The sequence below is a fragment of the Natronorubrum marinum genome (assembly GCF_052040125.1).
Classification (GTDB): Archaea; Halobacteriota; Halobacteria; order Halobacteriales; family Natrialbaceae; genus Natronorubrum.
The window spans coordinates 655,614-675,366 of sequence record NZ_JBPPFV010000001.1 but is presented as its reverse complement, the minus strand read 5'-3'; the positions used below and the strand labels follow the sequence as shown (position 1 = coordinate 675,366).

At 62.9% G+C, this 19,753-nt stretch carries 19 protein-coding genes and 1 tRNA gene; 7 read left to right on the top strand and 13 right to left on the bottom strand.

Features of this window, described 5'->3' with window-relative positions; translation table 11 throughout:
• The first annotated feature begins 1 nt into the window (after window position 1).
• Together ACSFC5_RS03430 and ACSFC5_RS03425 are read left to right on the top strand one after the other, a co-directional pair.
• Window positions 2-1,222: an acyl-CoA dehydrogenase family protein gene (locus tag ACSFC5_RS03430; protein ID WP_440763857.1), complete on the top strand. Its 1,221-nt coding sequence runs from the start codon at window positions 2-4 to the stop codon at window positions 1,220-1,222.
• 6 nt (window positions 1,223-1,228) lie between these two features.
• Entirely contained in the window at window positions 1,229-2,665 is a 1,437-nt protein-coding gene (locus tag ACSFC5_RS03425; RefSeq protein ID WP_440763856.1) for an amidase, read from the top strand.
• A gap of 34 nt (window positions 2,666-2,699) precedes the next feature.
• Here ACSFC5_RS03425 and ACSFC5_RS03420 read toward each other — a convergent pair whose 3' ends face one another.
• Entirely contained in the window at window positions 2,700-3,485 is a 786-nt protein-coding gene (locus ACSFC5_RS03420; RefSeq protein ID WP_440763855.1) for an SDR family NAD(P)-dependent oxidoreductase, read from the bottom strand.
• 119 nt (window positions 3,486-3,604) lie between these two features.
• Here ACSFC5_RS03420 and ACSFC5_RS03415 point away from each other — a divergent pair, with 119 nt between their 5' ends.
• Entirely contained in the window at window positions 3,605-4,780 is a 1,176-nt protein-coding gene (locus ACSFC5_RS03415; protein ID WP_440763854.1) for a CaiB/BaiF CoA transferase family protein, read from the top strand.
• Between the two features lie 487 nt (window positions 4,781-5,267).
• A complete protein-coding gene (locus ACSFC5_RS03410) occupies window positions 5,268-5,717 on the top strand; it encodes a CBS domain-containing protein (RefSeq protein WP_440763853.1) in 450 nt (149 codons plus the stop codon).
• Between the two features lie 133 nt (window positions 5,718-5,850).
• Here the strand turns inward: ACSFC5_RS03410 and ACSFC5_RS03405 are convergent, their stop codons facing one another.
• Complete coding sequence (locus ACSFC5_RS03405; protein ID WP_440763852.1) at window positions 5,851-6,369, bottom strand: gamma carbonic anhydrase family protein; 519 nt, start codon at window positions 6,367-6,369, stop codon at window positions 5,851-5,853.
• A gap of 225 nt (window positions 6,370-6,594) precedes the next feature.
• Between ACSFC5_RS03405 and ACSFC5_RS03400 the strand changes: the two genes are divergently transcribed.
• Complete coding sequence (locus tag ACSFC5_RS03400) at window positions 6,595-7,410, top strand: helix-hairpin-helix domain-containing protein (protein WP_440765014.1); 816 nt, start codon at window positions 6,595-6,597, stop codon at window positions 7,408-7,410.
• 6 nt (window positions 7,411-7,416) lie between these two features.
• Here the strand turns inward: ACSFC5_RS03400 and ACSFC5_RS03395 are convergent, their stop codons facing one another.
• Complete coding sequence (locus ACSFC5_RS03395) at window positions 7,417-7,572, bottom strand: hypothetical protein (protein ID WP_440763851.1); 156 nt, start codon at window positions 7,570-7,572, stop codon at window positions 7,417-7,419.
• A gap of 152 nt (window positions 7,573-7,724) precedes the next feature.
• Here ACSFC5_RS03395 and ACSFC5_RS03390 point away from each other — a divergent pair, with 152 nt between their 5' ends.
• Complete coding sequence (locus ACSFC5_RS03390; protein ID WP_440763850.1) at window positions 7,725-8,633, top strand: phosphatase PAP2 family protein; 909 nt, start codon at window positions 7,725-7,727, stop codon at window positions 8,631-8,633.
• Window positions 8,634-8,799: 166 nt separating this feature from the next.
• Here the strand turns inward: ACSFC5_RS03390 and glnA are convergent, their stop codons facing one another.
• Entirely contained in the window at window positions 8,800-10,155 is a 1,356-nt protein-coding gene (gene glnA, locus ACSFC5_RS03385; RefSeq protein WP_440763849.1) for a type I glutamate--ammonia ligase, read from the bottom strand.
• A 125-nt stretch (window positions 10,156-10,280) separates the two neighbouring features.
• On the opposite strand from glnA, the gene lrp reads away from it, so the two are divergent.
• Window positions 10,281-10,742, top strand: coding sequence for an HTH-type transcriptional regulator Lrp (gene lrp, locus ACSFC5_RS03380; protein WP_440763848.1), 462 nt, complete (start codon window positions 10,281-10,283; stop codon window positions 10,740-10,742).
• A gap of 99 nt (window positions 10,743-10,841) precedes the next feature.
• Here the strand turns inward: lrp and ACSFC5_RS03375 are convergent, their stop codons facing one another.
• The 9 genes from ACSFC5_RS03375 to ACSFC5_RS03335 all read right to left on the bottom strand — a co-directional run bounded on the left by ACSFC5_RS03375 (window position 10,842) and on the right by ACSFC5_RS03335 (window position 19,703).
• On the bottom strand, window positions 10,842-12,770 hold the full coding sequence (locus ACSFC5_RS03375) for an ABC transporter ATP-binding protein (RefSeq protein ID WP_440763847.1): 1,929 nt from the start codon (window positions 12,768-12,770) through the stop codon (window positions 10,842-10,844).
• A gap of 126 nt (window positions 12,771-12,896) precedes the next feature.
• The gene (locus tag ACSFC5_RS03370) at window positions 12,897-13,949 is read right to left on the bottom strand and encodes a CARDB domain-containing protein (RefSeq protein WP_440763846.1); all 1,053 of its coding nucleotides are present in this window, start codon (window positions 13,947-13,949) and stop codon (window positions 12,897-12,899) included.
• Window positions 13,950-14,060: 111 nt separating this feature from the next.
• Window positions 14,061-14,201: a hypothetical protein gene (locus ACSFC5_RS03365; RefSeq protein ID WP_440763845.1), complete on the bottom strand. Its 141-nt coding sequence runs from the start codon at window positions 14,199-14,201 to the stop codon at window positions 14,061-14,063.
• Between the two features lie 307 nt (window positions 14,202-14,508).
• Complete coding sequence (gene thsB / locus ACSFC5_RS03360) at window positions 14,509-16,173, bottom strand: thermosome subunit beta (RefSeq protein ID WP_440765013.1); 1,665 nt, start codon at window positions 16,171-16,173, stop codon at window positions 14,509-14,511.
• 257 nt (window positions 16,174-16,430) lie between these two features.
• Window positions 16,431-17,144 (bottom strand): SOS response-associated peptidase, encoded by a 714-nt coding sequence (locus ACSFC5_RS03355; RefSeq protein WP_440763844.1) that lies wholly within the window; start codon window positions 17,142-17,144, stop codon window positions 16,431-16,433.
• A gap of 466 nt (window positions 17,145-17,610) precedes the next feature.
• The gene (locus ACSFC5_RS03350; protein ID WP_440765012.1) at window positions 17,611-18,540 is read right to left on the bottom strand and encodes an RNA-guided endonuclease InsQ/TnpB family protein; all 930 of its coding nucleotides are present in this window, start codon (window positions 18,538-18,540) and stop codon (window positions 17,611-17,613) included.
• Window positions 18,541-18,937: 397 nt separating this feature from the next.
• Window positions 18,938-19,018, bottom strand: a tRNA-Ser gene (locus ACSFC5_RS03345).
• A 27-nt stretch (window positions 19,019-19,045) separates the two neighbouring features.
• Window positions 19,046-19,309: a DUF7981 family protein gene (locus ACSFC5_RS03340; RefSeq protein WP_502261824.1), complete on the bottom strand. Its 264-nt coding sequence runs from the start codon at window positions 19,307-19,309 to the stop codon at window positions 19,046-19,048.
• 13 nt (window positions 19,310-19,322) lie between these two features.
• Window positions 19,323-19,703 (bottom strand): Rid family detoxifying hydrolase, encoded by a 381-nt coding sequence (locus ACSFC5_RS03335; RefSeq protein ID WP_090303053.1) that lies wholly within the window; start codon window positions 19,701-19,703, stop codon window positions 19,323-19,325.
• Window positions 19,704-19,753: the final 50 nt, after the last annotated feature.

Sequence of the window (19,753 nt, the reverse complement as noted above, 5' to 3'; positions counted from 1 at the left end):
TATGTCAACGAACGACAGTGGTGGCGTGAGCTTCGCCGTCGACGATGAGACGGGACTGATCCTCGACAGCCTCGACGAGTTCGTCGCCCAGGAGGTCGAGCCGATACTCGACGAGTTGGGTGACGTCTATACGAACCCGCGGAAGGGCCACCGCGAGGACGGTCGGTGGACCGACGAGTTGCTCGAGGCCCGCGACGAGATTCGCCGTCGCTCCGCGGAAGCCGGCTTCTACGCGATGAACCTGCCCGAGGACGTCGGCGGTGAGGACGTCTCGCCGGTCGCCTGGTACCGGGCGAAAAAGCACCTCGCCTCCCACGGCCCCGGGATGACGCGGTACGTCCTCGCCGGCCCCGAGGGGCCGAAACCGCTCCTGTTGCAGGCCGAAGGCGATCAGGTGGAGCGCTACCTCGAGCCCACCGTCCGGGCGGAGCAGTCGACCGCGTTCGCCCAGACCGAACCCGGCGCGGGCTCGGACTCGCCGAACATGGAGACGATCGCGGAGAAGGAGGGTGACGAGTGGGTGTTGAACGGCCGCAAGCAGTGGATCACCAACGCGCCGTACGCGGACTTCGTCCAACTCTTCGCCCGGACGACGCCACAGGAGGAGGTGGGGCGCTACGGCGGGATTACGTGTTTCATCGTGGAACGCGACGAGTACGAACTCGGCTCGTTCAACAACGCCGTCGGCTCCGTCGGCTCGCAGGCCGAGATCGTACTGGACGACGTGCGGATTCCTGAAAGTCGTGTGCTCGGTGAGGTCGACGGCGCGTTTTACGCCGCGATGGACTTTCTCTCGCTTGGACGGCTCGAGTTGGGCGCTGAGGCCGTCGGCTACAGCGAGTTTCTGCTCGAGGAGGCCACCGAGTACGTCACCGAGCGCGAGGCGTTCGGCCGGTCGATCGGCGACTTCCAACAGGTCTCGGCGAAACTCGCTCGCGGGAAGGCGAAGACCTACGCCGCGGACGCGGCGGGGCTCAAACTGGCCTGGAAGATGGCCCATGACGAGCGGACGGTGATGGACTCCTCCGTGCTGAAGTGGTTCGCTACGAACGTCATGTGGGAGGTCGCCGACGCCGCCGTGCAGGTCAACGGCGCGAACGGGCTGGCCGAGGAGAACCCCTACATGGATCTGCTCCACCAGGCGCGAATCCTGCGGATCGTCGAGGGCACCGACGAGATTCAGCTCAACACGATCGCGAAGTCGATGGGCGTTATGGACTGATCCAGCATGGTCGCGACACCTACACGTCTGACTGCTGCCGGTCTCGCGAGAGCAATTCGAGACGGCGAGTACTCGCCCACGGAAGTCGTTGAATCCGTCCTCGAGCGCATCCACGAACGGAACGATCGAACGAACGCTTTCGTCACCGTTACGGACGAACTGGCCCACGAAATGGCCGAGGAGGCCGAGCGTGCGATCGCGGACGGCGAGCCGCTCGGGCCGCTACACGGCGTCCCCGTCGCCATTAAAGACCTGGACGACGTCGAGGGCGTCCGGACGACGTCGGGATCGTTGCTCTTCGAGGACCGCGTCGCCGATTCGGATTCGCCGTTTGTCGCTCGGTTGAAGGCAGCGGGCGCAATCGTCGTCGGGAAGACGAACACGCCCGAGTTCGGGCTCGGCACGACTACCGACAACCGGGTCGCCGGATCGACGGGGACCCCGTTCGATCCTGACCGCGTCTCCGGGGGCTCGTCCGGAGGAGCCGGAGCGGCGCTCGGCGACCGGCTCGTACCGCTCGCGCCGGGCTCCGATGCTGGTGGTTCGGTCCGCGTGCCGGCGAGTTTCTGCGGCGTGTACGGACTGAAGCCCACCCAGGGAGTGATCCCGAACGTCAGCCGGCCGAACGGGTTCGCGAGCCACACGCCGTTTTCCACCACGGGACCGATGGCTCGGACAGTCGAAGACGCGGCCCTCTCGCTGGACGTGATGGCGGGGGCCCATCCGCGCGATCCGTTCTCGGTACCGAAACGGAACGAGTACCGTGCCGCCGTCGACCGCCCCATCGACGAGATGACGATCGCCTACAGTCCGGGCATGGACGTCTATCCCGTCGATTCCGACGTACGTGCGGTTCTCGACGACGCCGTCTCGGCGTTCGAACGCGCCGGCGCGACCGTCGACACAGTCGATCCCGACCTGGGACACCACAACGAGGAGATACTGGACGCCTACTATACCATGGCGACCGTGCGGTGGCGGTCGCTGCTGGACGCACTCGAGGACGACGGGTTCGACCCGCAAGGCGACGACCGCGACCGCCTGCGGCCGTACCTTGTCAACCTGATCATGGACGCCAACGAGCCGACCACGCGGGAGTACAAGCGCGCCGACGTCGTTCGGACGCGGGTGCTCGATGGGTTAGTTGACCTGTTCGCGGAGTACGACCTCCTCGTGACGGCAACGGTCGGGACGACACCGTTCCCCCACGACGAGGAGCCCGAGAAAATCGACGGCGTCGAGATCGAACCGCTCCGCGGCTGGGTGCTCACACAGCCGTACAACCTCACCGGTCAGCCAGCAGCCTCGATTCCAGCCGGCTTCGTCGACGGACTCCCCGTCGGGATGCAGATCGCGGGCGAGCGACACGCCGACGACGACGTTATCGCCGCCAGCGCCGCCTTCGAACGCCAGCGGCCGTGGCACGACGAATATCCGGAGTGAAAAGGAGAGTTGCGAACGATTCCGCGTCCGGGGCTTAAAAGCTAAAGAGGTCGACGCCGCCCGTGACACCGACCACTTGACCGGTCACGTACGACGCCTGCTCCGAACAGAGGTAGGTGACCATGTTGGCGACGTCCTCTTCGGTCCCGAGGTGGCGCATCGGCGTCGCTTCGGCGATTCGCGCGTAGTACTCGTCGACGTTCTCGCGGAGCTCGTCGGGATCCATCTCGGCCCACGCGCCGACAACGATATTGGGTGCGATGACGTTCGACGTGACGTCCGACTGGGCGCCCTCGAGCGCCATCGTCCGCCCGAGTCCGATCATCGCGGCCTTCGTCGCCGAGTAGGAGAGCTGGCCGAACCCGCCGTACCAGCCGGCCATCGAGGACATGTTGACGACGCGGCCCCAGCCCCGCTCGCACATCTCCGGGAAGACTTCCTTGCTGATGTTGTACGTCCCGGTGAGATTGATCTCGACGTCGCGGTTCCAGACGTCGTCGTCGTAGTCGCCGACGCGCGAACGGGCGTCGACCATCGCCGCGTTGTTGACGAGGATATCGACCCCGCCGAACTCGTTGCGTACCCCAGCCATCGAGTCCTGGACGTCGTCCGCATCGGTCAGATCGCACTCGAGGGCCATCGCCTCGCCCGCGTCCGCCGTCTCGTCGATTTCGGCGGCGACCTCGCTCGCCCCGTCGGCGTCGACGTCGAGGACGACGACGTCCGCCCCTTCGTTCGCGAGTAGTCGACAGTCGGCGCTTCCGATTCGTCCGGCACCGCCGGTGACGACGGCGGTTCTGTCCTGCAGTCCGAAGTCCATAGATCGCTGCGTATTCCGCCGACGGAGGTAATTCTTTGGGAGAGAACGACACGCGCACCGTCGGTCGGTGGCTGAGCCCAGCCCATACGATAAAGTATCGGTACATCGAGAACTCGGCTATGAGACTCGACGGCGTTCGCGTGCTCGATCTTTCGCGGCTGTTGCCTGGCCCGTACGCGACGCAGCTCCTGGCCGACTCGGGTGCCGAGGTCGTGAAGGTAGAGGATACCGGCGCGGGCGACTACGCCCGATTCATGGGTCCGGAGACGACCCGCGGCTTCGGCGCAATCTTCGATATGGTCAACCGAGGGAAACGCAGCGTCGCGATCGACCTGAAAAGCGAGGACGGCCAAAACGCGTTCTACCGGCTCGTCGAGGACGCCGACGTCGTCCTCGAGGGCTTTCGTCCCGGCGTCGTCGACCGACTGGGTGTCGACTACGAGACGCTTACCGAGTACAACGACGAACTGATCTACTGTTCGCTCACGGGCTACGGGCAGGCGGGTCCCTGGGCGGACCGCGCCGGTCACGACCTCAACTACGTCGCGCTGGCCGGCCTGCTCGACATGACTCGAGAGTCGCCGGACGAAAAACCGCAGATGCCCGGCTACCCCATCGGCGACATGGCCGGCGGCCTGTTCACCGCGTTCGCCATCGTCGAGGCGGTGCTCGCGCGCGAACTCGGCAATAGCGGCGGCGAGTACATCGACGTCGCGATGGCCGACGTCGTGGCGTCGTTCGCTCAACCGGTCGCCTACCAGGCACTCACGGGCGACCCCGCCGACCCGCGGCCCGGCGCGACGTCGCTGACGGGCGGCGTCCCCTGGTACGACAGCTACGAAACGGCCGACGGAACGTGGGTGACGCTGGCCGCCCTCGAGCCGCAGTTCTGGGACGCCTTCTGTGACGCCGTCGACCGAAACGACCTCGCCGACGAACACGGATCCGAGGATCCGGACGTGCTGGCGGCGCTCGAGGGCGAACTTCGGGACCTCTTTCGCGAGCGCACGCGAGACGAGTGGGAGACCCGGCTCGAGGACGTCGACGCAGCGTTCGCGGGCGTCTACTCGCCCGCCGAGATGGTCGATCATCCCCAGTTTCAGGCTCGCGGGATCCTGAAAGGGACGGACGACGCACTGCCACGGATCGGCTACCCTGCACGCCACGGTACCGGGTCGGACGCGACCGACGAGACCGTTCCATCACAGGGCGAACACACTCGGGAGTATCTCGCCGACGCGGGGTACGACGAGGAGGAAATCGAGACGCTGCTCGAGTCCGGTATCGTTCAGTGACTCGCCGCTTTCGTCACGTCGTGGAGCAGTCGTACACCGAACTGTTGTCGGTATCGAGACTTCGTCCAGAGAAAGCGTTAATACGTGACAGATGGAGATATAATACAGTGGATATCGAATGAGTCGGTACAAAGAGTACTACAAGCGCAGGGATTGTTCAACCGAAGTCCATCCGGTCTCCTACCGTTCGAACTGTCCCGACTGCGGCGGCTCGCTTCGTTCGACGACGCGTCACAGGGGTCGAACTGATCGTTGATGCCGTCGCAGACTCGGTTAGTTCAGCCGCCGTCTCGCCGAGTCCGGTATTGCACGCTTAGGTGAGTCGTCGGGACAGCTCTAACACTGACGATGGCGTTCGAACCGATGATTTCATAGACGTTTGTGGCACATATGGTGATTTGATTGAGCCTTTCGTAACCATACTAGGAGATATAGTGTGTATGTCCACAGCGACTATATAGTGTCGTTTGGTACCACTATACAAGCGATGATCGACGTTCCAATCGAAGACGTACTGACTCGTTCCGCACGAACGCTCCGGCCGGAGACGCCCGTGAGCGAGGCCGCCCAGCGACTGCGCGACCCTGACGTCCCGGCGCTGGTCGTCCTCGAAGACGAAACCGTCGCCGGGATCGTGACCGAATCGGATATCGTCGCGTTCGTGGCCGAAACGCTCGATTCCCATCCAGTCGAGACCATCATGTCCGCACCCGTGACTACCATCTCTCCGAGCGAATCGATCACGGCGGCCGCCGAAACGATGCGAGCGGATGGGGTGAAACATCTGCCTGTCGTCGAGGGAGAGACCTACTGTGGGCTCGTCTCGATGTCGACACTCTCGCCGTACCTCTCGCGTCGCCGACTCGATATCGACTGGCAGGACGACCCGATCCGAATCGACGCCGACGACAGCGCCGGCATTCCGGTCGGCGAGTAGCGAGCGCGTCGCCGCGTCTCAGTTTCCGCTCGTCGTTGCTCTCGGCTCCCGTTCGTCGCCTGTTCAGCATCCACTCGCCGGCTTCGTTCAGTAGACGCCTCGATCGTCCCGTTCGCGTCTATCCGTCTCCCGCTTACTCGAACAGGTCGGTGTGTCGTCCGGCGAGATTCGTGTACTCGCCCGACGCGAACTCCTCGAAGATCGCTTCCGCGTCGATCCCCGTCTCCTCGAGCGGCGATATCTCGGCAGGGACGCCGCGAGCGAACGACTCCGGCGGGATGTCGTACTCGTCGGGGATCACCGTGCCGGCGGCAACGACGCTGCCTGCCCCGATCGTCGCCCCGGTGTTGACCGTCGCGTTGAAGCCGACCAGCGCTCGCTCCTCGACGGTCGCTTCGTTGAGGACGGCGCCGTGTCCGACCATGACGTACTGCTCGATCATCGACGCGTGGATCGTGGCGTTATCGCCAACGTGTGCCTGGTGACCGACGCGAACGGGACCGATATCGCCGCGGAGGACGACGCCGGGCCAGACACTTGCTTCGGCCTCGATTCGGATGTCGCCGACCAGGACCGCGTCCCGACTCACGGACGCGTCGTCGTCGATGGTCGGTCGTTCACCCTCGAACTCGTAGGTTCGGCTATCGACCATAGGTGGTCGAACCACGATTCCGATCATAATACCGAATCATGGTTGTCCTGACAGTCAGTCTCGAGTGAGGCTCGGTTCGGGAGGAACCAGGGCTCGCCGATGGTTCAGATCCCCCATCCAATACCATTCAGAGACATTTGAGGGTTTGCAAGCCCGCAACTTATCTCCCGTCGGATCCCATTTCCACTCGAGAACATGAGTCAGTCACAATCCCCGATTCGAGCGATGTTCGACATGCAGCGAACCGCAGTTAAACAGAGTCAACAGCTGTTCAAGCAGAGTCTGGCCACCCAGCGCACCGTCGATACGATGGCGCTCACCGGCCTCAAAGGTCAGGAATCCCTCCAGCGTCAGCAGCTCGAACTCGCCCAGGCGGCCACCCACGGCTACGTCAACACGACGGCCGCACTGTTCCCCAGCGACGAGCCCTCGGACGCACACCGAACCATCGATGAGACGTTCGCACAGCTGAAAACGACCCACGCCGAGTTTTACGACGCCATCGAGCAGGAACTCGAGCGAGACGTCGATTCCGCCACCGAGCTCTCCAGTGAGTTCGTCGACGCCCTCGACGACCAAACCGAGCAGCTCCTCGAGATGTCCCACTCGATCGAAGACCAGACGGTCGAGAACGTCGACGAACTCTCGGGTCAGCTCCGCGACCAACTCGAGCAGACCCAGCAGCTCCAGGACGAACTCGAAGACCAGCTCGAGCGCCAGACCGGCGACGTCGCGGACCTGCTCGAACGGCAGGCCGAACAGGTCGAGCGGTTCCAGCAGCAACTCGAGGAGCAGGCCGAAGACGTCACCCAGCAGCTCCAGAGCCAGGACCACGTCGAGTCACGGACGAAGATCGATACCGATGCGACGCACACGCTCGAGTCGATCGAGGGTATCGACGCGGAGACTCGCGAACAGCTCTCCGACGCCGGAATTTCGACGATCGACGACCTCGTGCGCGCCGATGCCGAATCCGTTTCAGAGGCTGCCGAGGTCTCGACCAGCGACGCCGAGGAGTGGATCGAGCAGGCCGAAGCATAACCATAGTTAGTAAGACCATTTATCCGTCGAGACCGTCCGTTCGCCAGACTCGTCCTCGGCGACGCCCACGCAGGAGATCCGGACCGTCGCGGGACTCTTCTCGAACTGTACCGAGCCCTCGAGCCCGATTACGTCCTCCAGGTCGGCGATCTCAGGCGTCACCGCGAGGCCGAGACCGCGGGAACGACCGTCGTGAGTCTCGCACCAGCCTGGGAGCGATACTACACGCTCGAGGCCGATTCGCGTCGGAGGATCCGTCTGATGCCTTTCAGAGTCGGTGACTATAATATCCGGTTCGTAGAATGACACCATAGATGTGGTTCGAGTCGGCACAGGTCGAACTCGTCCGAGACGCGTTTCCGGAGTGGATGGCGTTTCTGTTCGCCCTCCTCTCCTATCTCGGGAGCGTCTGGTTCGTCGTGCCGGCCGTCGTTCTGGCCTACTGGTTCGGTGACCGTCACCGATTCGCCCCGTGGCTGGGGATCGTCATCGGCGGTTACGCCCTCATGTTCGGGCTAAAGGGGACGTTCACGACGCCGCGACCGGGCGTCGGCCCCGCAATCGACCCCGAATCCCTGCCGACGGTCGTCGCCGTGTTGTACGCGCCGGCCGTCGAGGTCAGCACGACCAGTTTTCCGAGCGGCCACGTGATCGCTGCCACGATCATCTGGACGATGGTCGCTCTCGAATCGGACGTCGCCACGAAGCGAACGCGACTCCTCGGAGCCGCCGCGATGATCGTCCTCGTGGGAGTCGCCCGAGTCGGGGCCGGCGTTCACTTTCCGATCGACGTGATCGTCGGGGTGATCGCCGGCGTCTGCTACCTGTCGATCGCCCTGACGGTTCGAAGCTATGCACGGGTTCGAGGCGAGCAGTTCGCGACGAGTGCGACGTTTGCGGTCGCTGCCGTGCTCGGACTCGCGACCGTCTGGATCACCCGGCAACCGGACAGAATGGCCCTGTTCGGCGGCTGTATTGGCGCCTTGCTCGCCTGGCAGTACGCAACGCCGGCCCGGGAGCCGTGGCCGGTGACTCTCCAGACCGTCGTTCACGCGGCGCTGGCGATCGCCGTACTCGTACTCAGTGCACTCATGCCCATCGTATCCGACGGCGCTCTCGTCTGGCTGGCCGTCGGGTTCACGGCCGGCCTGATCGTCGTCGGTTTTCCCCGATTCGTCGACCGAACGGCCGTCGCAGCGAGGGGATCAAACGTCGTCAGCTAGCAGTCCACAGCGAGCCTGAAGTCACCACTCGAGCCGCCTCCTCGTCTGGACCCTCGACGGTCAGCGAGCACAGCGAGCGACGAAGCGAACGAAAGAAAGAGAATGACGAAGCGAAAAACCACCAGTGAGTGCGTCAGCGGTCGCCAAGCGCCGCGATTGTGGGCGCTTAGAACGTCTCGAGGTAGCGGTCGAGTTCCCAGTCGGAGACGTCGACGAGGTAGTCCTCAAACTCCTGACGCTTGGCTTCGACGAACTTCGACGCGATGTGTTCGCCGAGTGCGTTGTAGATCGCCTCGTCTTCCTCGAGTGCGTCGACGGCTTCGCCGAGGTTCGCCGGGAGGGTGTCGATGCCGTACTCTTCGCGCTTTTCCTCGTCGAACTCGTAGATGTTCTCCCGAACCGGGTCGGGCGCTTCGAGACCCTGCTCGATGCCGTCGAGACCGGCGTGGATCATGACGGCGATGGCGAGGTAGGGGTTACACGAGGGGTCTGGCGAGCGCAGTTCGACGCGCGATGCCGCCGGAACGCGGGCGGCCGGTTTGCGGATCAGAGCCGAGCGGTTGCGGTCGGACCAGGCGACGTAGACGGGCGCTTCGTAGCCCGGAACCAGGCGTTTGTAGCTGTTGACCGTCGGGTTCGCGATGGCCGTAATTGCGGGCGCGTGCTCGAGGACGCCGGCGAGGAACGAGTGAGCGGTGTCGCTCAGGTTGAACTCGTCGTCGTCGTCGTGGAACGCGTTCTCGCCGTCCTCGGTGAACAGCGAAAGGTGCGTGTGCATTCCCGAGCCGTTGATTCGCGGGATCGGCTTCGGCATGAACGTCGCGTGCTGACCGTGTTGGGCGGCGATCGCACGGACGACGGTGCGGAAGGTGCCGACGTTGTCCGCCGTCGTCAGCGCGTCGTCGTACTCGAAGTTGATCTCGTGTTGTCCCTTGGCGACTTCGTGGTGGCTGGCTTCGATTTCGAAGCCCATGCTCTCGAGGCCGTAGATGATGTCACGGCGAACGTCGCTCGCGAGGTCTTTCGGGGCGAGGTCGAAGTAGCCGCCCTGGTCGCCGGTTTTGGTCGTTGCGCGGCCGTCCTCGTCCTCCTCGAAGAGGAAGAACTCCGGTTCCGGCGCGGCGTTGACCTCGTAGCCCATCTCGTCGGCGCGGTCGAGCGCGTTCTTGAGCACGCGCCGCGGGTCGCCCTCGAAGGGGTCGCCCGTCGACGTGTTATACACGTCACAGATCATTCGGGCGGCGGCGCTTTCTTCCTTCTGGCGCCACGGAAGGATGGCGAACGTATCGGGGTCCGGAACCAGACGCATGTCCGATTCCTGGATGCGGACGAAGCCCTCGATCGAGGAACCGTCGAAGTAGATTCCGTCGGTAAACGCCTTCTCAGCCTGGCGTGCCGGGACGGAGACGTTCTTTACGGTGCCGAGAATGTCAGTAAATTGGAGTCGAAGGAAGTCGACGTCTTCCGCTTCGATCTCGTCTAATACGGCCTGTTCGGATTCAGTGATGTTTCCGCTTGTCATCTTCTCGTCGTCCTACTCAAGTAACTCTGCTACTAAAACCCTACTGCTCCAAGCAAATCTTCTCTCCTTCGCAGGAAACTGCATATTCGTAAAGTTCTAAAGGCTTCAGTGAGAGGGTGGACGTGATGACGTACGAAAATCTCGATGCAAAACTAGTGAATGCACTTCTCGGTGACGGCCGAGCGAGTCTCCGGAGTCTCGCCGAGGATCTCGACGTCTCCGTCACTACCGTTTCGAACCACCTCTCCGATCTCGAGGAGGAGGGAGTCATCGAAGGCTACACACCGCGGGTCAACTACGACGCAGTCGGCTACGACGTGACGGCCGTCATCCAGTTGCAGGTCGAAGGAAACGCGCTGCCCGACGTCACCGACACCCTGCGAGACCACCGTCAGATGACCAGCGTCTACGAGGTTACCGGCGACTACGACGTGATCGCCATCGGCAAGTTCAAAGACACCGACGGCATGAACGAACAGATCAAGACACTGCTCACCGACCCCGATATCAAGGCCTCGAACACGAGCGTCGTCCTGAACGCCGTCTCCGAGAACGAGCAGTTCGAACTCGACGTCGACGATACCTGATTGCGTTCGCCACCCGGTAGCCGACCGTTTTCTACGGCGTCCCCCCGCCAGTGACGATCGCCGCGAGGGAATAACCAGACGGACCGACGAGCGCCTCGATCAGTCGTCGCCGTCGATGAGCGTCTCGGCGGCCGTCTCTCGATCGCCGGCCTGTGCCGCCCATAGCGTCGCATACCGATCGTTCGCCGCTAGGAGGTCCTCGTGCGTGCCTCGCTCGACGATCTCTCCGTCCTCGAGGACGAGGATCGTCTCCGCGTCTTTGACCGTCGAGAGTCGGTGGGCGATCGTCAGCGTCGTGCGGTCTGCGGTGAGGCGATCGATCGAGCGCTGAATCTGGAGCTCCGTCTTCGTGTCCACGGCGCTGGTCGCCTCGTCTAAAATGAGGATCTCGGGGTCCGCGAGCACCGCTCGAGCGAGCGCGATCCGCTGGCGCTGGCCGCCCGAGAGCTTGACGCCGCGTTCGCCGACGCGGGTGTCGTACCCCTCGGGCAGGTCGACGATGAACTCGTGGGCCTGCGCCGCTTCGGCGGCCTCGCGGACCGTTTCGTCGTCGGCTTCGAAGTGCCCGTAGCGGACGTTGTCCGCGATGGTGCCGTCGAAGAGGAACGTGTCCTGGCTGACGTAGCCGACGGCCGATCGGAGATCCGCGAGCGCGACTTCCCGGACGTCGTGGCCGTCGATCCGGACCGACCCCTCCTGGGCGTCGTACAGTCGGAGCAGTAACTTGAGAACCGTCGATTTTCCGGCGCCGGTCGGGCCGACGAACGCGACCGTCTCGCCCGGGGCGGCTTCAAAGGAAATGTCCTCGAGGACGGTCTCCTCGAACGCCGTCTCGGTGGCCGCCGCGTTCCGGCGGGCCGCGGTGTCGTCGTAGCTAAACGTCACGTCGTCGTAGGTGACGCGACCCTCAACGGGGACGATGTCGACGGGATCCGCCGGATCGTCGACGTGGACGGGGATGTCCATCAGCCCGAAGACGCGCTCGCTCGAGGCCTTGGCGTTCTGGTACTGGTCGACGATGTTCGAGACCTCCGCGAGCGGGTCGACGATCCGCTGGGTGAGCATCAGGAAGACGACGAAGTCGCCGACCGAGAGGGTGCCGGTGAGCGGCCCCGGCGCAGCGTCGGTCGCGAGCCAGAGCCCGCCGACGAGGAAGGTTGCGGCGAAGGCCAGGCCGGCGAGCAGTTCCATCCCCGGTCGGTAGAGGTAGCTCAGTTTCAGGATGGCCATCGTCTTCTCGAAGAGGTTCCGCGAGGAGTCACGGACGCGCTCGGTCTCGTAGGACTCACTCGAGGTCGTCTTGGTGAGCCCAATGCCCGAGATGGCGTTCTCGAGGCGGGTGTTCATCCGACCGACGGCGGAGCGCTGGCGGACGTACCGCGGTTCGACGACCCGCATAAACCAGACGGTAAAGAGGACCATCGCCGGCACGGCAAAGAGCGTCACGAACGCTAGCTGCCAGTTGAGGTAGAAGAGCACGGCCGTAATCCCCCCGACCATCACCAACAGCCGCGCCGAGTTCATCAGCGCGTTGTCGAGGAACATCTCGAGGTTCTGCGTGTCGTTGTTGAGGACGGCCATGACCTCGCCGGTCTGTTTCTCGTCGAAGAAGGCCGTATCCAGCCGTTGCATCTTCTGGAAACAGTCGACTCGCACCGCGTGCATCACGTCGTGGGCGAACAGGTTGGCGGTGACGCCGTAGATCCAGGTGAAGCAAGCGACGACGAGAAACGAGATCGCGATCGCGGTGATGGTGAACCAGAACTGCTCCATCGTCTCGATCGGCAGCCAGGCGTTGGGCACGAGCGGCAACTCGTAGGCGCTTTCGCCGATAAAGACGGCGTCGATCGCAACACCGAGCAACAGCGGCGGCACGAGACTCGCCATTCGAGCGACGAAGTTCGCGAGCATGCCGGCCGAAAACCAGCCTAATCGACCGGGTGCGTACTCGCGAAAGAGTCTCGAGAGCGGGCGGTCGACGTCCTCGCGGTAGACGTCGAACGGAGTCACGTCGTCGTGGGAACTCACTGCTGGGTGAGTTTCGGTTCGAAACGGAAATCTGCCTCGGTTTTAGAGAGCGGGATACGAGCCACTCCGCACCTGCTGGCCGACGCATTCAGGATTCGATTACCGGATCGGGAAACCGACGCTCGATTATCGATCCGCAGTCGCGTCGACGACCTCGGGCGGGACCGTCGTGTCGACGGACTCGTCGAACGCGACGAACTCGACGTCGAAGGAGATCTCGCCGTCGCCGCTCGTATCGTCGTCGAACTGCAGTCCGTCGACGTCGTAGATCGCGGACACGTAGTCGATGCGCGCGCTCGAGAGATCGATTCCGAGTTCGATGGTGACCTGTTCGATGGCGTCTTCCATCTCGTCTGACTCCTCGTCCTGCTCGCCCGGCGTCACGTCATCGTCGTCGAGGAACTCCTCGAGTCGGTCGAAATCCTCGATCGTTCCGTTGTAGACGACCGTTCCGTTGTTCACCTCGACGGGGTCGTCGTCCACTGCCGCCAGCGGGAACGCGTAGTCGACGGCGACATCGTCGAACGTCGTAGACTCCGTCTCGTACTCGTACTCGGCGTCGGGTCGGTCCCGCTCTCTCGTGTAGAGCGTCCCGTCCTCGTACCACTCCGCTTCGACCGTGTAGAACTCGAACCCGAGGTACTCCGTGTCGGTTTTCCGGTCGACGGCGGCCGTTTCGCTCGTCAGGTCGTACCGTCCGGTCGCCGTTCCGTCCATCAGTAACTCGGCGTCCTGTCCGTACTCCGACTGCGTCGTCAGATCCATCACCGTCCGCTCGCGGGTCTCGTACGTCTCGAGGTCGGCCATCGCCTCGGCGACGTCCGACAGCGGACTCTCGAGGACGGTCACGGACGTTTCGGCCTCGCCGATCGCCACCTCGTACTCGCCTGACTCCTCGAACGTGTGCTCGAAGGTGACGAGTTCCGACTCGTCGGACTCGAGGCTCACGTTTTCCGTCGCGATCGTCTCGCCGTCCACCGCGAAGTCGATGGAGTGCTCACCCGTCCCGTCACCGTCGTTGGAGACGGTCGCCGTCGCCTCGTAGGACGTATTTACGAGCGTTTCGTCGGCACTATCGTCGATCGACACGGAGAACGCGGCCGTCTCCTCGGACGCCGCACACCCTCCGAGTAACACGACCGCAACGACCAGCGCAACCCCGATCCAGACCCGTTTCATACTCGGGATTCATATTGCGGTCTAAAGAATGTTCGCGTTACTAACTAGTTGAAAATCGGCGTTCCCGCGAGCGAGTTCGGTGGCCTCGAATGGAACTGGCTCGCCTGACACCTACCGAATGTACAGAATTATCGCACCGAGCGCGAGGAGCAAGAGCCCCCACCAGAGCGAATCGCCGGGCATGAGCTTCAGAATGAGCGTGACGATGCCGGAGGAGAACAGCGACCAGCCGATAGTCGTTTGATAGGTCATGGGAGCCGTTCGAGGTCCAGCACAATAGGTCGCCGGGTTGTCAAGATAGAGCACTGTGTTGGCGAGCAGACAGTGGGTGAACAGTCGCCCGAAAGTCAAAGACTACGATACCGCAAGTAAGGCCGACGACCAATAGCTAAACCCCCTACCCCATTATCGGCGAACGAGCGGTTCGAAGAACCCGAGTGACGCCGTTCACCGAGCGCGAAGCGCTCGGGCCGACGAGCAACCACCGGGAGCGAGGAGTGCTTTTATACTAAATTTTGCCGAGGGCCGGCGAAGCCGGCCTGCAGAGCAAACTTTAGCTTCACATCATGCCGCCCATACCGCCGCCCATGCCGCCCATGCCGCCCATGCCGCCGGCACCGCCGGGTGCGCCTTCCTCGTCGCCGCCCTTGTCGGTCGACAGGTCACCAGCGGAGATGATGTCGTCGATTTTGAGCACGAGGTTGGCCGCTTCGGAGGCGGAGGTGACGGCCTGCTCCTTGGCGTGGGCCGGTTCGACGACGCCTGCCTCGAAGGTGTCCTCGACGTCGCCCGAGAAGACGTTCAGTCCCGCCGTAACGTCGCCCTCGTCGTGGGCTGCACGCAGGTCGACGAGCGTGTCGATGGAGTCGAGACCGGCGTTCTCGGCGAGCACGCGCGGGACGAGTTCGAGCGAGTCGGCGAAGGCCTCGACGGCGAGCTGTTCGCGGCCGGAGACGGAGTCGGCGTAGTCGCGCAGTCGCGAGGCGAGTTCGACTTCGGTCGCACCGCCGCCGGCCAGCACGCGGCCGTCGGAGACTGTCTGTGCGACGACGTCGAGCGCGTCGTTGACGCCGCGCTCGAGTTCGTCGACGACGTGGTCGGTCGAGCCGCGAAGCAGGAGGGTGACGCCGTGTGCGTCGTCGCCGGTGACGTAGAACAGTTCGTCATCGTCGTCGCGGGTAACGTCACCGAAGCCGAGGTCGTCCTCGGTGACGCTCTCGAGGTCGGAGACGACGTTCGCGTTGACGACTTCCGAGAGGAACTCGAGGTCGGACTTCTTGGCGCGGCGGACAGCGAGGATGCCTTCTTTGGCGAGATAGTGCTGGGCGAGGTCGTCGATGCCCTTCTGGCAGAAGACGACGTCGGCGCCGGTGTCGACGATGCGCTGGACCTTGTCCTTGAGCTGTTTCTCCTCGCGGTCGAGGAACTTCTGGAGCTGGTCCGGGTCGGTGACGGAGACTTCGGTGTCGACGTCGGTCTCCTCGACCTCGATCGGCTCGTTCAGCAGCAGAATATCGGCGTCCGTCGCCTCGGTAGGCATGTTATCGTGGACGGGGTCCTTGTCGATGATGCCACCGACGAGGAGGTCGGATTCGCCGACGGCGCGGCCGGTCTGGGTCTCGATGTTGAGGAACTCGAGGTCGACGACGCGCTCGCCGTCCTCAGTTTCGACGGTGACCTGACGGACGGCGTCGACGATCAGCTGGGCGAGGTGCTCCTTGTTGACCTCGGTGCCCTTGCCGGTCATCGAGGTTTCGGCGGTCTTCCGGAGGAGCTCCTCGTCGGTCGTGTCGATCTCGGTCGCGATGTCGTCGATCTCGTCGCGGGCCTGCTCTGCGGCCATGTGGAAGCCCTTGATGATCGCCGTCGGGTGAATGTCCTGCTCGAGGAGGTCCTCGGCGTTCTTGAGGAGTTCGCCCGCGATCGCGACGGCCGTCGTGGTGCCGTCGCCGGCCTCGTCCTCCTGTGTCTCGGCGACCTCGATGATCATCTCGGCCGTCGGGTTGTCGATGTCCATCTCCTGGAGGATGGTGACGCCGTCGTTGGTGATCGTTACCGATCCCATCGAGTCGACGAGCATCTTGTCCATCCCTTTCGGACCGAGCGTCGAGCGGACGGCCTCGGCGACTGCACGGGCCGCGCTGATGTTGTAGTCCTGCGCGTCCTTGTCCTTGACGCGCTGGGAATCCTCGCTCATCACGATCATCGGCTGCCCTTGCTGCATTCGCTGGCTCATAGTCAGCTGATTCATTGTTTGTCCTTCTATATAAGGTTAGCGTTTTTCGCCATTCGTGATGGTCAGCGATCGCCGAACGCGAGTCGGTAAAACCACCGGATAGCGACGGGTTATACATCCATATTTGTCATGCGTTACCAAACAACTCGTCGCACGAGACGACGACCGTATCCGCCACATTTATACCGTATCGAGGATCGGTCGCAATCGGAGGGAGCCCTGCCGCCGCTCGAGAGCGTCGATACTTAGGACTCGATCGGTTCGACCAGCGACGCCTCGTCCGTCGACGGATCGTTGACCGCGCGCGAGACCGGATACGCGCGAAGTTCGTCGGCCGGATAGGGCTCGAGAAGCGATTTCGGATCGTCACTCGTCAGCCACTCGCGTTCGCGACCGGGCTCGAGGATGACCGCCATTCGGTGGTGAAGCTCCGAAACGAGGTCGTTCGGCTCCGTCGTGACGATGGTAAACGTCTCGAGCGGGCCGTCCGCATCGCCGTCGTCCGCGACGCCGCCGCCGAAGGCGTCGAGACCCGCCTGCGTCGTCTCGTCGTCGGGCTCCCAGCGCTCCCAGAGCCCGGCCATCGCGAAGACGCGGTCGTCATCGAAGGCGACTCTGTACGGCTGCTTTCCGTTCTCGGTCTCGGCCCACTCGTAGAAGCCGTCCGCGGGAACGATGCATCGTCGTCGTTCGTACGCCGCCCGAAAGCTCGGCTTCTCGTCGACCGTCTCCGCGCGGGCGTTGATGAGTCCGTTTTTGTCGTCGTCGGCCCACGACGGCACCAGTCCCCACTCGAGGCGCTGGATCGTCTCGGGCGCGTCGTTCGTGATCACCGGGAGCCGTTGGCCCGGGGACATGTTGTACCGCGGCGTGAACTCCTCGCTCGAGTCCGCGAATCGGGCGTCAAATCGCTCCTCGAGGGCCGCCCGCTCGATCATCAGTGTGTAGCGACCGCACATACTAGCGTAGTCGACCGCGGCGGATATATGGTTGTCCGGTCGTCGATCGGTTGGTATTCAGCGGCTACTCGAGCGGTATCGAGGGCGTACCCGTGGCGGGTAAGGCAGTAGGTGGCGTGTTACCATACACGGTTCCGTCGGAGCTCTCCACAAGAGTACAATGACGGATCGATACGAGATGCTGATCTGCAAAGACGGCCTGCTAGAGATTCGAAACCCGGAGAACGAGGACCGGTGGATCACGACCGACTCGCCGGCGGAGCTCAGGCGGTAGCCGAATCGGCTCCTCGGTATGGCGTGATCGTACTTTGGCAGCTGGAGATTCACTCCCGCAGATTGGTCGCCAGCGGTTCGACTCCGGTTGACCCACAAAGCACCAGAACAGGGATATCAACTGCTCCATCCGAACGGATGGTGCTTGTCAGTGACCTCGACCTCGGTCCCGAATCGGGAGTAGCGTACCGTGCTAACTCGGCGTCCTCGATCCTGACTTCAGGGCGTATTGACTGACGCCCCTCCGTCGTGACGACTGTTGGCCGCGACGGAGATACAGTTCAGCAACGTTCTTGGCTGCGTTGTAATCCGCGTGATTTCGATTGCCACAGGCCTGGCACTCGAAATCGTTTGTCGTACGATTCGACTCGTCTGTGAATCCACAGTCAGCGCACCGTCTCGAGGTGTTCCGTGGACTTGTCGTCTCCACAAATATGTCTTCGATATCGGCTTTGTACTCGACATAGTTCTTCAACGTCCGAAACGCCCACTGTGAATGCCAATCAGCCTCCGGTAACTGTGTTCGAATCGCTTCGAGATCTTCAAAGATGATACCAGCACAGTCGTATTTCAGCGCTTCCTCGACGATTCCGTTCGCAACAGTGTGGAGTACGTGACGCGCGTGCCGACGCTCACATCCCCTTCGCTCTTCGAGCGTTCGATGAGCGGACTGCGTTCCCGTTCGCTGTAATCCACTGCGTGTTTTCTCGAACTCGCGGCGGGTATGATTGAGTTCACCAGCGCTGAAAAAGCGAGCAGTACTAGTAACGGCGATCTGGTTCACACCGAGATCGACACCAAGAACCGTTCCGTTCGTGGTCGTCGATCCAGTATCCACGGGTTTCGCCTTGCGGAATCCGAGATGCAGGTACCAGTCGCCCCCACGGTAATGGAGCGTACTCTCCGTGTACACCCACTCCTCGCTATTCAGGAATTCGTACTGATAGCCCTCATCCGCGTCTGGAAGACACAGGTTAGCCTGGACACGAGGGTGGTCACCGAGCGTAGTTAGAGAGACCGTTTCGCGCTCGGAGAATACGGTCATCGAACGCGTGTCGTACGTAATTGACGGTGACGTGAATCGTGGCTTACTCGCTTCCTTCCCGTTTCGTCGTCTCTCCATGCAGGATTTGATGGCACATGCGGCTTCGTGGCAAGCGAGTACTGCATGTTGTCCGCCGAGTGCAGTTTCGTCACGAATTCGTTCGTACGCGAGATCTTGCACGGCAGATTTCGATTGACACGATTGCCACGCAAGATTCGCGGCGAGATTACAGCCGTCGCGCCACTCGTCGAGCGTCTCGAGTAGTAGCCGGCCCTCCTCTCGAGTGAGACCTGCTAATCGGGTGATAGCGGTACGACGGTAGTACGCATCGTTCGATGCCACTATAGTTAGATCATTGACGTTACGGCGTGTTAGTTGTTTTGATTTGTTGTCATCAACGATGATGCTCTCAAAGCAAGTCAGCGAGATTCGAAAAACACTATTTCCCACGCTAAGCGTCTAAAGTCGACGAAAACGCCAGGACTGGGATTTGAACCCAGAATCCCAAAGGGAACACGCTTTCCAGGCGTGCGCCTTACCGTTCGGCCATCCTGGCTCGAGTCAACCTAACCGGGTCCGTCGTTTAACTCTTACTTTTACCGTCGCCGCCGTGTGACTCGGTTTCACCCGACACGCGACGCGCCGACCACGCGGCGATCCGGTGTTCGAGCAGGTACGCACTGATCGCTGTACCGGCGCCGACGATCATCGCCACGAACATGCCCTCCGTGATCGAGACCAGCGACTCGACGAACAGGGCGTAGCCCTGGACGAGCACCAGGAAGGCCATGAAGCCGACGGCACCCCAGAGCAGGGCTGAGACGACGCGGCGATCGAGTCCGAACACGCCTCGAGTCAGCTCACTCGAGGCTCGCCACGGCTTCGATTTCGACGCCGACGCCCTTGGGCAGGGCGGCGACCTCGACGGCGCTGCGGGCCGGCGGCTCGTCGTCGAAGTAGTCGGCGTAGGTCTCGTTCATCGCCTCGAAGTCGTCGATGTCGTCGAGGAAGACAGTGACTTTGAGGACGTCCGCGGACGTCGCCCCGGCCTCGTCGAGGACGCCGTCGAGGTTGTAGAGGGCCTGCTCGGTCTGGGCCTCGATGGACTCGTCCGCGAGCAGTTCTCCCTCGGTTGTCAGCGGGATCTGGCCGGCGGTAAACAGCAGCGAGCCGTTACTGGTCGCCTGACTGTACGCGCCGACCGCGGCGGGTGCGTCGTCGGTTTTGATGATGCGTTTCATACGGTAGTACTCTCTGCGGGTGGGCTTAAAAGAAGGTGAAATCGGTGCCT